Below are 11,762 nucleotides of genomic sequence, written 5' to 3' on the forward strand. Positions count from 1 at the left end.
CCATGCGTGCCGATCAGCCGGCGGGAGATGCCGGAGCGGCCGTCTCAGCGGTCGTTCCCGGGCGCCCTGCCGCGCCCGGACCGTCGAGGCGAGTGAGAAAGAGCAGGTAGGGGAAGTGCTCACCAAGCCGGTGACGGTGACCGTCCACGCGTCCGATCCACTGAGTCGGGCCGGGCTCATCAGCCACCTGCGGCATCAGCCGACCGTCGATGTCGTCCCTGACCAGGACGACGGGAGCCGGAGCGCCCCGGCGGTCGCCGTGATGCTCGCGGAGCGGATCGACGAGCCCACCACGGCCGAGCTGCGGCGCCTGCTGCGCGGGCGGGAGCAGCGGGTCGTGCTCGTCGCGCGCGAGCTGCGCGAGCCCGACCTTCTGGCCGTCGTCGAGTACGGCGTGCGGGCCATCATCTGGCGCCATCAGGCCACCGAGCAACGCCTGTTGAGTGCCGTGCACAGTGCGGCGCGCGGTGACGGCGAGCTGCCGCCGGACCTGGTCAGCCGACTGCTCAACCAGGTCGGGCGCCTGCAGCGGGCGACGACGGGAGCGGCCAGCGGCGGGGCGGTGCCGCTCTTCGGGATGGCACCGCGCGAGGTGGACGTCCTGCGGCTCCTCGCCGAGGGACTCGACACCCGGCAGATCAGCGAGAAGCTCGCGTACTCCGAACGCACCGTCAAGAACATCCTGCACGCGCTGATGACGCGTCTCCAGCTCACCAACCGGGCGCATGCCGTCGCGTACGCGCTCCGCGAAGGCTACATCTGATGATCCATGAGATAGACGAGGCCCTGCGCCGTCTGCTCGCGCCCGCCGTGACCGGCGACGTCGCCTTCGACGCGCCGACCCGTGACTGGGCGGCCCGCCGCAACGCCCCGACCCTGAACGCCTATCTGTACGACATCAGGGAGGACGTCGCGCGGCGCGAGCGCGGCGCCTACGCCGAGCGGGACGCCGGCGGCGCCGTGACGCGCAGGCGTCAGCCACCGCGCTGGTTCCGGCTCTCCTACCTGGTGACGGCCTGGACCTCCCGGCCCGAGGACGAGCACCGGCTGCTCGCGGGCGCGATGGCCCTGCTGCTTCCGCACGAGGTGCTGGCCGGCGACGCGGTGCCGGAGTCGGTGCGCCCGATCGCCGCGTCCCTGCCCCTCACCGTCGCGGTACCGCCCGCCGAGTCGCGGTCGTTCGCGGACATCTGGTCGGCGCTCGGCGGCGAGCTCAAGCCCTCGCTGGATGTCGTGATCACCACTCCGTTCCCGGTCACTCCGGTGTACGACGTGGCGCCGCCGGTGACGGAGGCGGAGATCGTCGTGCGCGGGACGGACGGTGTGCCCGCCGCGACCAGGCCCCGGATGATCCGGCGCGCGGGGAGCAAGGGCGGCGGCGCGACGAGCTCTGCCTCCGGCGACGCGAAGGGCGGGGCCGGGGCATGAGCGGTCCTCAGGGTGTGCTGGAGCTGATCGTCGCGCTGCGGGCGCGGGTCGCCGCGCTCGTGGACGCCCGCAGTGCGGGCGATCCCACGGCGGGTGATCCGTTGCGCGGGCTGTACGTCAGCGAGGAGGCGGCCCGCCGTTCCGCCTCGGAGCCGCTCTCCATGGGGGCGGACGACGCCGGTCCGCCTCTGTCTCTGCCTCTGCCGGACGTCGGCCGGGCGGATCGGCTCGGTGGGCTGGCGCGGTCCTTCGGGTTGTCCCCGCTCGACGCGCACATCCTCCTCGCGGCGCTCGCGCCCGAGGTGGACCGGGGTTTCGAGACGTCGTACGGGTACCTCAACGACGACGTCGGGCGGCGCCGCGCCACCGTGGCCCTCGCCCTCGGCCTCGCGGGCACCGGTCCCTCCGACGTGGCCGCGCGCGACCGCTTCCACCCGGCGGCGCCACTGCGCTCCGGCGGTCTCCTCGACGTCGAGGACGAGGACCGGCCGCTGCCCGGGCGGGCGCTGCGCGTACCGGAGCGGGTGGTGGCCCATCTGCTGGGCGACGACAGCCGGCTCGACGGCGGGCTGGAGGGCGCGGGGGTCGAGTTGCTGACCGGCGCCGGCCCGGAGCTCACCGGTGCGGATGTGGGCACGGCGCACGCCGGAACGGACCGCCGTACCGCCCGTACGGACCCCGCCGCCGGCACGGACCCCGCCGGTGCGGATGTCGCCGCGGCGCCCACCACGCTCGGCGCTCGGGTCGCGGCCGCCGGGCCCGTCACCGTACATCTGCGGGAGCGTGTTCCCGGGGCCGCCACCGGCGCGGTGGTGGCGGCGCTGCTCGGCGCCGGGCGTCCCGTACTGCGGTACCGGCCGGAAGGTGTCGACGTGGAGGCGGCGCGGGTTCTGCTGCGGGAGGCCCGGCTCCGCGGTGCCGCCGTGGTCGTCGAACCGCTGCCGCCGCGGCCCGGTCCGCTGGTGCGCGTCCTCGCCTCGTCGGGGACGACCGTGGTCCTCGCCGGGACCGACGCCCCCGACCCGGGGTGGGCCCCGGGCGCGGAGCTGCTGGCTCTTGACGCGCCGGAGGACGCGGCGGACCCCGGCGATCTGTGGCATCGCGAACTCGGTTCCACGGATGGCGACTTCGACCTGGACGAGGCCACCGCGCCGTACCGTCTCAGCGGCGACCAGGTCCGCCGGGCGGCCCGTACGGCGCGGGCGCTCGCCGCGTTCGAAGGGACCGCGCCGACCCTGGCGCAGGTGCAGCGCGGTGCCCGGCTGGTCTCGGCGCCGCTGCTCGACAGTCATGCGCGACGGATCCGGCCTGCGGTCGGCTTCGCCGACATCGTCCTGCCCGAGGAGCCTTTGTCGTTGCTGCACGAGCTGACCGGCCGGGCCCGCCACCGGGACCGGGTGCTCGGCGAGTGGCGGCTGCGCACCGGCGGCGGGCGGGGGCGTGGTGTCGTCGCGCTGTTCGCCGGGGAGTCGGGCACCGGCAAGACGCTGGGTGCCGAGGTGGTCGCCGGCGAACTGGGCCTGGACCTGTATGTGGTGGACCTCTCGTCGGTGGTCGACAAGTACGTCGGCGAGACCGAGAAGAACCTGGAGCGGATCTTCGTCGAGGTGGACCGTACGGACTGCGTGCTGCTCTTCGACGAGGCCGACGCGGTCTTCGGGAAGCGGTCGGAGGTGAAGAGCTCGCACGACCGGTACGCCAATCTGGAGAGCGCGTATCTGCTCCAGCGTCTGGAGGCGTTCGCGGGGATCGCGGTGCTCACGACCAACCTCCGGGCCAACATCGACGAGGCCTTCACGCGCCGGCTCGATCTGGTCGTGGACTTTCCGTTCCCGGACCCCCCGCAGCGGGTCTCGCTCTGGCACTCCTGCCTCGCGGGCACGCCGAAGGCGGAGGACGTGGACGAGGAGATCGTGCGCTGCGCCAAGGAGTTCGAGCTGGCGGGCGGCGCGATCCGGTCGGCGGCGGTGACGGCCGGCTACCTCGCGGCGGCCCGTGGTTCGGCGGTGACCGGCGCGGACGTTCGGGCCGGGGCGCGGCGCGAGTACCAGAAGGCGGGGCGGCTGGTCCTGGACGCGGGGGCGCCCTGGGCTCCGTGACGTCATGACGTGGAGGAGGGGGCCACCCGTGCCGGTGGCCCCCTCCTGCTGTCGCCTCACGTGCCCCTCAGGTCACAGGGGCACATCGTCACATGACGCTGCCGCCGAGCATCTTGCGGAGCGTCGGCCAGTCGACGTCGCCGGTCGCCGGAAGGCCGACAGCCGCCTGGTAGGCGCGGATCTTCGACTCGACCTCGGCGCTGTAGCGGGTGGTCGCGTCCTTGTCCGCGCGGAAGTGGTCGATGCCCCGCTGGGCGTTGACGCGTGCGCGCTGGAAGTCGGCGTCGCTGTAGTCGCGGTTGTACGCCGCCCAGAACGCGGCCATCAGCTGGGTCGTCTCCCACGTGGTGGCGCCCGACCGCACCTTCTCCGGTGTGATGCCCTGCGCCCACAGCGAGGTCAGCGTGGCCCTGCCGAGGGTGCCCACCTGGTCCGTGTGGAAGATCGCGGCGGAGTTCTTGCCGTTCTCCTCACCGTCCTTGACGACGGCCCGCTGGTAGCAGGCGAGGGACGTGCGGGTCGGGGTGTCGATCACGCCCGGGGTCCAGCCCGGATTCAGCCGGCAGACGTTGCTGGCCCCCATGTTCGCGAGGCGTTCCTGGGCGAACTCGACGACGAGGTCCTTGGGTGATCCGGGGACCCAGGGCGGCACGGGCTTCGGGGCGACGGGCGGGGCCGCGGGCTGCTGGTTCCCTCCGGCGCCGCTGTCCGGCGGCGGTACGGTCGCTCCGCCGCCGTTCTGGCCCCCACCGTCCTGGCCCCCGCCGTCCTGCCCTCCGCCGTCCTGTCCGCCCTCCGCCGGGCCGCTCCCCGGGCCGCCGTCCTGCCCGCCGTCCCCGCCGGCCGGTGGCGGCCCGTCGTCCATGAGGGGCGGAGGAGCACCGGGCGTGTTCCCCCCGGGCGTGGGTCCTCCGGCCCCACCGGGCGGTGGCGGGGCGTCGGGCAGCTCGTTGCCGGTCCCCTGCGGCGCGGGCCTGGGCGCGGCGGACGCCCGGCTCTCCTTCGCCGCGCTGACGATCTTCGGCGAGAAGTTGAACCAGAGCACGACGAAGGCGATCGCGGCGGTCAGGAGGAGTCCGCCCACCACCATGAGCCAGTTCCCGATGACGGGGCGCTGGTCGAAGGTGGCGTCGAGTTCGAGCGCGGTGTCGTCGCCCGCCCGCCGTACGGCCACGGTGAACCGGTGCGACTCCTCGGCGCCGGTCCACCGCACGGCCTCGGGGCGGACCACGAGCTCGCCGAAGGCGGCACGGCCCGGGGCGATCTGCACGGCGTTCGGCCGTACGTCGAAGGTGAGCCGGTTGGTTTCGTCACGCGCCACGAGTGACGCGGTCAGCGGCGTGTTGCCGAGGTTGTCCACGGCTATACGGGCCCGCCCGCTGAACCGGCCGACGAGCGCGGGCGGCAGCAGTTCGGCGCGGGTCTCGGTGAAGGGCGTGATGGTCAGCCGGCCCTCCACCACGTCGCGAGCGGCGACGTTCTCCCGGGGGTCGACGCGGATGCCGTACGCGAGGGGCCCGGCCTCCACGTCGGAGGAGCGGGGCGGGGCGAAGGAGATCTCGGCGGTCCCCTCGCTGCCCGGGTAGAGGCGGAGTACGTCCGGCTCCACCCGGGACCAGCCCGAAGGTTTTCCGACGAGGGAAAGGCGGTATTCCTCGACGGTGTCGCCGGTGTTCCGTACCCGCAGTCGGGCGCCGGCGCGCGCTCCGGGCTCGACGGTCACCTCGGCCGGGTCCAGAGAGGTCCACATGGTCATGGGCGAACGCTAAGGGCGCGGGGGTGGCGTCCGGCTGCCCGAACGACCCTGTTCGGGGGCAGCGCTCCGTGCCCCCGCAGCCCTCTTGCCCGGCCGGGCACATCGGTGTCCGTGAGGGCAACCTTCGCTGCCCTCACGAGCGCCCCTTCCTCCCTCGTCGGGGCGGTGGCGGAACGGCGAGAGTCGGAAGCGTACGACCGCTGTCCACGGCCGAGGAGAACACGCGCCATGCCCACGTACCTGTCCCCCGGCGTCTATGTCGAGGAAGTCGCCAGCGGCTCCCGTCCCATCGAGGGCCTCGGGACCTCTGTCGCCGCCTTCGTCGGCCTCTCGCCCGTCGGGCCGCTGAACGAGCCGGTGCTCGTCACCAACTGGTCCCAGTACGTGGCGGCGTTCGGTGACTTCACGGACGGGTACTACCTCGCCCACTCCGTGTACGGCTTCTTCAACAACGGCGGCACCGCCGCGTATGTCGTCCGCGTCGGCGGTGGGGACGCGCAGGGCGCCACGCGGGCCGTCGGATCGGCCGCCGCCGTCGCCGCCGCGCCGCAGCTCGTCGCCGGTGAGGCCGTGGCGCTCGGCACCTTCCGGGTCGCCGCGATCGCCGCCGGTTCCGAAGCCGGTGGGGCGCTCACCGTCGAGGTGCAGGACGTCGAGGGCGAGACCGAACGCTTCAAACTGGTCGTCAAGGACGGCGAGAAGGTCGTCGAGAGCTTCGACGCCTCCGCCAAGAAGAGCGCCCGCAACTACGTGGTCGCGCAGGTCAAGCAGCGCTCCAAGACCATCGTCCTGGAGGAGGCCGCCGCCGGCGGGCAGCTCGCGAAGCCCGACGCGCAGGCGGTGACGCTCGCCCCGCCGGCGCAGGTGGCCGCTCAGGTCCCGGCGCAGGCCGACGTCGCCGCCGCGCTCGAGTCCGGGCAGTTCATCGGTGACTCCGCCGACCGCACCGGCTTCGGCGGCCTCGAGGCGTTCGACGAGATCAACATGGTCGCCGTGCCCGACCTGATGGCCGCCTACCAGCAGGGGCTCATCGACCTGGAGCAGGTCAAGGCCGTCCAGCTCGGGCTCATCGCGCACTGCGAGCTGATGGGTGACCGCATGGCGATCCTCGACCCGCCGCCCTCCCTCAACGCCCGTGACATCCGCAAGTGGCGCCAGGAGATAGCCGGTTACGACTCGCGGTACGCGGCCCTGTACTACCCGTGGATCAAGGCCTTCGACCCGGCGAGCGGCCAGACCCGCACGGTGCCGCCGTCCGGTCACATGGCGGGCGTCTGGGCCCGCAACGACTCCGAGCGCGGAGTCCACAAGGCCCCCGCCAACGAGATCGTGCGCGGCGCGGTCGACCTGGAGCTCCAGATCACGCGCGGCGAGCAGGACCTGCTCAACCCGGTCGGCGTGAACTGCATCCGCGCCTTCCCCGGCCGGGGCATCCGGGTGTGGGGCGCGCGGACGCTGGCGTCCGATCCGGCCTGGCGCTACCTGAACGTCCGCCGCTACTTCAACTACCTCGAGGAATCGATCCTCGTCGGCACCCAGTGGGTCGTCTTCGAGCCCAACGACCAGTCGCTGTGGGCCCGTATCCGCCGTAACATCTCGGCCTTCCTCGTCAACGAGTGGCGCCAGGGAGCCCTGTTCGGCCAGCGCGCCGAGGACGCCTTCTACGTGAAGTGCGACGCCGAGACCAACCCGCCGGAGTCCGTCGACCTGGGCCGTGTGGTGTGCGAGATCGGCATCGCGCCGGTGAAGCCCGCCGAGTTCGTGGTCTTCCGTCTCGCGCAGTTCCCGGGGGGTGGCGGCGAGCTGGAGGAGTAGGCCTCCGCCCCTCTCGCTCGCGCGCCTGCCGCACGCCCCCCGTCCCTCCCCCATCCCTCTCCCTCTCCCTCTCATGAACAGGAGTGACCGTCATGTCTCTCGACACCGGTGACGCCCTCACCACCCACAATTTCGGCCTGCAGATCGACGGCGTCATGGTCGAGACCCTCCAGGAGATCAGCGGCCTCTCGATGGAGCAGGACGTCATCGAGTTCCAGCAGGTCTCGGCGGACGGCAAGCCGATCATCAAGAAGCTTCCCGGTGTGAAGAAGGCCGGTGAGTGCACGGTGACCCGTGGCGCCACGCAGTCCGCCGCCTTCACCGAGTGGATCACGTCCTCCATCGCCGGCGACATGGGCTCGGCCCGCAAGGACGCGTCCATCATCTTCCTGGACTACCAGCTCACCGAGGTGAAGCGGTACAACCTGCGCGCCGCCTGGTGCACCAAGGTGGAGCTGAGCGCCACCAAGGCCGGTGACGCCGCGGCCCTGACCGAGCAGGTCACCATCACCTTCGAAGAGCTGACGCTCGGCTGATGCGACGCGAAGGAGGAGCGGCGGGCACGCAGCAGGGCCGTCGACAGGAGCCGCTCCGTACGGAGTTCGAGTTCGAGCTGCCGCGCGGCTTCGTCGACGAGGCGGGCGCGGTGCACCGCACCGGGGCGATGCGGCTGGCCACCGCGAGGGACGAGCTGCTCCCGCTGCGGGACATCCGGGTCCGTGAGAACCCGGCGTACCTGTCCGTGGTGCTGCTCGGCCGGGTGATCACCCGGCTCGGCACGCTCCCGTCGGTCCACGACGGGACGGTGGAGAACATGTTCGCCTCCGACCTGGCGTTCCTCCAGGACTTCTACCGGCAGATCAACGCGGAGGGCCACACCAGGGCCGCCGTCGCGTGCCCGCACTGCGAGGAGTCCTTCGAGGTCGAGCTGGCCGGGAGCCGCCTGGGGGAATCGTGACGTACGCGGCCGACCGGATCGAGGAGGAGACCGCGTACCTCGCCTTCCACTTCCACTGGGACATGGACGACATCCTCGATCTGGAACACGCGGACCGGCGGAGGTACGTGGCACAGGTGGCGTCGCTGGTGGAGCGGTCGCAGGCGTAACGGCGGTACAGGGAGAGGAGGTAGGAGGAGACGGTGGGGATGTTCGAGAGATGGCGGGCGGCGCGGGCGTCGCGCGACGCGCGGGCCGGGAGCGACAGGGGCAGCACCGCGCCCGTCGCGCCGGCCGCGGCGTCCGGCGACGCGTGGCGGGGCCTGCCGCCCGTGCAGCGGGTCCTGGACGCCACACCGCGCACCGTCGCGGAACACGGTTTCGCCGCGTCGCTCGCGACCCACTGGAACCCCTCCTTCCAGAGCGACCTGGGCCACGGGGCGGTGCCTGACGCGCCCGGTGGTGTACTCCTCGACGCGGTACGTCCCGTACAGAGGTCGGCGACCGCCCCCGAAACGACGGAACTGCCGGGGCTGCGGCTGCCGGTGGCGGGGACGGGGCGTGAGCCGGGCGCGGGGCGTGCTTCCCGCCCGGGGGCGGGGCCGGGTCCCGGTGTGGCGGGGGGGTCGGCTCCGGGCCGCGCGAGCGGGTCGGTGGAGTCGGGGGCCGGGCGTCGTCACGTCACGCCGCCGGCGGTTCAGCGAGCGTCTACGGCTCCGGGACCGGGCGAGGCCACGGCTCCCGCACAGCGTGGGGGGTCCGCCGCACCCGTGCGGGGTGGGGCTGCCGCGTCAGAAGCGGGCAAGGCCGTGGCTCCCGTAGGGGGCGGGGGATCGCCCGCTCCGGTACGGGGTGCAGCTGCTGCGCCCCAACCAGCTGAGGCTGCGCCTCCCGCTCGGCGTGGGACGTCCGCCGCTCCCGTACGGGGGGTGGCAGCGACTCCCGTACAGCGTGAGGCTTCCCCTGCTCCGGCACGGGGTGAGGCTGCCGCGGCACAACCGGCTAAGGGCGCGCCTCCCGTGCGGCGGGGGGCTTCCTCTGCCGTACGGGGTGCTGGTGCGACTCCAGGTCCGGGTGACGGTGCGACTCCCGTACAACGTGAGGCCGCCCCCGCTCCGACGCGGGGTGAGGCTGCTGCGGTACAACCGACTGAGGCTGCGCCTTCCGCACGGCGTGGGACTTCCGCTGCACCCGTCAGGGGTGCGGCAGCGACGCCCGTACCCGCACGGGGGGACGCTACGACGCCCGTACAGCCTGCGGCTGCCCCCGCACCCGTACGGGGTTCCGCTTCCACCGCACCCGTACAGCGCGCGGCAACGAGCCCTGTACAGGGCGACGCGTCGGCCGCATCCGCACGAAGTGGCGCTACGACTCCCCCACCGCCTGCGGCTGCCCCCACACCCGTACGGGGCGCAGCTTCCGCCGCACCTGTACCGCGTGCGACAGCGGGCCCCGAACAGGGCCACGCGACGCCCGTACAACCTGCGGCCGCCTCCGTTCCCGTACGGGGTTCCGCTTCCACCGCACCCGTACAGCGTGCGGCAGTGGGCCCGGTACAGCGTGACGCGACGGCCGCTCCCGCACGAGGTGACGCTTCGACTTCCGTACAGCGTGCGGCAGCGGCTCCCGTTCAGGGCGACGCGACGGCCGCACCCGCGGCGCCCGTACGTCCTGAAGCTGCCCCCGCGCCTGTACGGGGTTCGGCAGCGACTCCCGTACAGCGTCATGCGACGACCGCGCCCGCACGAGGTGAGGCTGCCGCACCCGCACGGAGCGAGGCCTCCTCCGCGCCCGTACGGGGTGGCGTCTCCCCCGTACCCGCGGCCGGTGGCAGTGTGCCACGTGCGTCGGCGCCGTCGGGCGCGGCGCGGCCCGCCTCCTGGGCCGTCCAGCGTGCTGCCGTGCCCGTGGTCGGGCCCGGCCCGGTCGTTCGGACGCCCCTGTCCGCAACGGGAGCCGTGCCGCTTGCCGGCGGGGACGCGTCCCCTGGGCCCGTTCGTCGTTCGCCGCTCGTCTCCGCCCGGCCCGTACAGCCGCTACGTCAACTCGCCCCGACCCGTGCCGACCAGCCGGTTGGCACGGCCGCGCCCGAGCGCCGGGCGATGCCCACGACCGCCCCGGAGCCCTCGGCTGCCGGGCGGCCCCAGAACGTCCCGGGCCCCGATTCCCCCGTCGGGCCCGGGACTCCTCCCCACGGCGCGTCCCCCGCTCCCGTACAGCGCCGCCCTGCTGTGCGCCGCACCCGGCGCGCCCCGGGCGGCGACTGGAACACGGCGGCGGCCACGCCCCTGCCGGCCCCGGCGTCGCCTGGACTTCCGGCGAAGCCGGCGCCTCCGACCGCCCCCACCCCGCCCGGCCTCGGAGCCCCCGTGCAGCGCTCGGCCGCCGACGCACCCACCCCTCGTACGAACCCCGCACCCCGACGATCGCCGATCGGCGCGCCCCTTACCCCGGCGACGCTCACACCCCCCGCCGGCGGCACCGAGTCGGATCGGATCCAGAGGGCGCCCGCGCCCGGGTCCGCGCTTCCCGCCTCGCCGGGCAGCGCAAGCGCTCCGGCCGCCCCGGCGAGCCCGGCGCCGCCGACGGCCGTGACGCATCGGGCCGCCGCCCCAGGGCCCGGCGGGGCACCGGTCCCCGCCCCGCTTCCCGTCGTTCAGCGGGCCCCGGCCGCACCCGACCCGTTGAGCGACGCCGACTCCCCCGCTGCGCCGGTCGGCCAGGACCCACCTGCACAGCCGCCCCGGCCCGTGCCCGTCGTCGCCCTCACCGATCTGCCCCGCGCCACCGCGCCCGCCGTTCAGCGGCGGGCCACGCTTCCGCTCGCCACGACCCGGCCGCTCACGCCGAGTCTGCCGGGTGCCGCGAGCGCGCCCGCCCACCCCCGTACCCCAACCTCCGCCGCGCGGCCCGTCGTGGGCCCGGTCGCCGTCCAGCGTCAGGCCGCTCCCGCGGCCGTCCCGGCGCCCGTGCCCGGCGTCCCGGTCGCGGCCCCCGCCCCGCTCCAGCGGACGACCGGCGTCCCCGCCCCGACAGCGCACGCCCCCCGCGCCACGCCGGTGACCCGGACCGCCGTCCAACGCAGCGCCGAGCCGCCCGCCCCTACCACGGACACCGAATCGCCCGGCCAGCTGGACGAATTGGCCCGCCGGCTCGTCACCCCGCTCTCACGGCTCCTGCGCGCCGAGCTCCGCGCCGACCGTGAGCGGGTGGGCCGCCTCCGCGACCACGGTCGCTGACCGGCGCGCAGCCCACCGCCCGACACCGACTATCCGAGAGACCCGCCACCATGCCCCAGCAGCAGGACCCCGCATCCACCGTCTTCTTCACGCTCAGCATCGACGGCCAGGACCTCGGCCTGTTCAACAGCTGTGACGGTCTCTCCTCCGAGGTGGAGGTGGAGCAGCGTCGGGAGGGAGGGAACAACGGCTTCGTCTGGCAGCTCCCCACCCGCGTCACCTTCTCCACCATCCGTCTCACCCGCCCCCTCACTCCCGATACGGCCAAGGTCGCCGCCTGGGTCTCGTCGCTCGCCACCGGCATCACGCGTCCGACGGCGCAGATCGCGGCGCTGCGCGCCGACGGATCGGTCGTCGCCCAGTGGGGTCTGGTCGAGGTGCTGCCGGTCCGCTGGACCGGGCCGACCCTCGACCCGTCGAGCCCGGCCGTCGCGACCGAGACCCTGGAGATCGCGCACCACGGATTCACCGACGCGGGAGGCTCCTGA

General features: G+C 74.0%; 10 protein-coding genes. 9 read left to right on the forward strand and 1 reads right to left on the reverse strand.

What is annotated here, in order from left to right:
* The first annotated feature begins 115 nt into the window (after positions 1–115).
* The 3 genes from ACIRB7_RS12380 to ACIRB7_RS12390 are packed head-to-tail and all read left to right on the forward strand — an operon-like array spanning position 116 to position 3,527.
* A complete protein-coding gene (locus tag ACIRB7_RS12380) occupies positions 116–763 on the forward strand; it encodes a response regulator transcription factor (protein WP_403596303.1) in 648 nt (215 codons plus the stop codon).
* A complete protein-coding gene (locus ACIRB7_RS12385; RefSeq protein WP_403596306.1) occupies positions 763–1,428 on the forward strand; it encodes a DUF4255 domain-containing protein in 666 nt (221 codons plus the stop codon). The genes ACIRB7_RS12380 and ACIRB7_RS12385 overlap by 1 nt, the downstream gene beginning before the upstream one ends.
* Positions 1,425–3,527 (forward strand): ATP-binding protein, encoded by a 2,103-nt coding sequence (locus tag ACIRB7_RS12390; protein WP_403596309.1) that lies wholly within the window; start codon positions 1,425–1,427, stop codon positions 3,525–3,527. The genes ACIRB7_RS12385 and ACIRB7_RS12390 overlap by 4 nt, the downstream gene beginning before the upstream one ends.
* Positions 3,528–3,615: 88 nt before the next feature.
* Here the strand turns inward: ACIRB7_RS12390 and ACIRB7_RS12395 are convergent, their stop codons facing one another.
* Positions 3,616–5,283: a peptidoglycan-binding protein gene (locus ACIRB7_RS12395; protein ID WP_403596312.1), complete on the reverse strand. Its 1,668-nt coding sequence runs from the start codon at positions 5,281–5,283 to the stop codon at positions 3,616–3,618.
* A 228-nt stretch (positions 5,284–5,511) separates the two neighbouring features.
* Here ACIRB7_RS12395 and ACIRB7_RS12400 point away from each other — a divergent pair, with 228 nt between their 5' ends.
* From ACIRB7_RS12400 to ACIRB7_RS12425, 6 genes are all read left to right on the forward strand, one after another.
* Complete coding sequence (locus ACIRB7_RS12400) at positions 5,512–7,098, forward strand: phage tail sheath family protein (protein ID WP_403596315.1); 1,587 nt, start codon at positions 5,512–5,514, stop codon at positions 7,096–7,098.
* Between the two features lie 92 nt (positions 7,099–7,190).
* A complete protein-coding gene (locus ACIRB7_RS12405; RefSeq protein WP_403596318.1) occupies positions 7,191–7,634 on the forward strand; it encodes a phage tail protein in 444 nt (147 codons plus the stop codon).
* Positions 7,634–8,056 carry a hypothetical protein gene (locus ACIRB7_RS12410; RefSeq protein WP_403596321.1) on the forward strand — a complete coding sequence of 141 codons (423 nt, stop codon included), beginning with the start codon at positions 7,634–7,636 and terminating at the stop codon, positions 8,054–8,056. Before ACIRB7_RS12405 ends, ACIRB7_RS12410 begins: the two co-directional genes overlap by 1 nt.
* The gene (locus ACIRB7_RS12415) at positions 8,053–8,205 is read left to right on the forward strand and encodes a DUF6760 family protein (RefSeq protein WP_351219857.1); all 153 of its coding nucleotides are present in this window, start codon (positions 8,053–8,055) and stop codon (positions 8,203–8,205) included. The genes ACIRB7_RS12410 and ACIRB7_RS12415 overlap by 4 nt, the downstream gene beginning before the upstream one ends.
* 2,580 nt (positions 8,206–10,785) lie before the next feature.
* Positions 10,786–11,274: a hypothetical protein gene (locus ACIRB7_RS12420; protein WP_403596324.1), complete on the forward strand. Its 489-nt coding sequence runs from the start codon at positions 10,786–10,788 to the stop codon at positions 11,272–11,274.
* A gap of 50 nt (positions 11,275–11,324) precedes the next feature.
* Complete coding sequence (locus ACIRB7_RS12425; protein WP_403596326.1) at positions 11,325–11,762, forward strand: phage tail protein; 438 nt, start codon at positions 11,325–11,327, stop codon at positions 11,760–11,762.

Origin of the sequence: Streptomyces sp. NPDC093795 (assembly GCF_044764665.1) — a bacterium.
Lineage (GTDB): Bacteria > Actinomycetota > Actinomycetes > Streptomycetales > Streptomycetaceae > Streptomyces.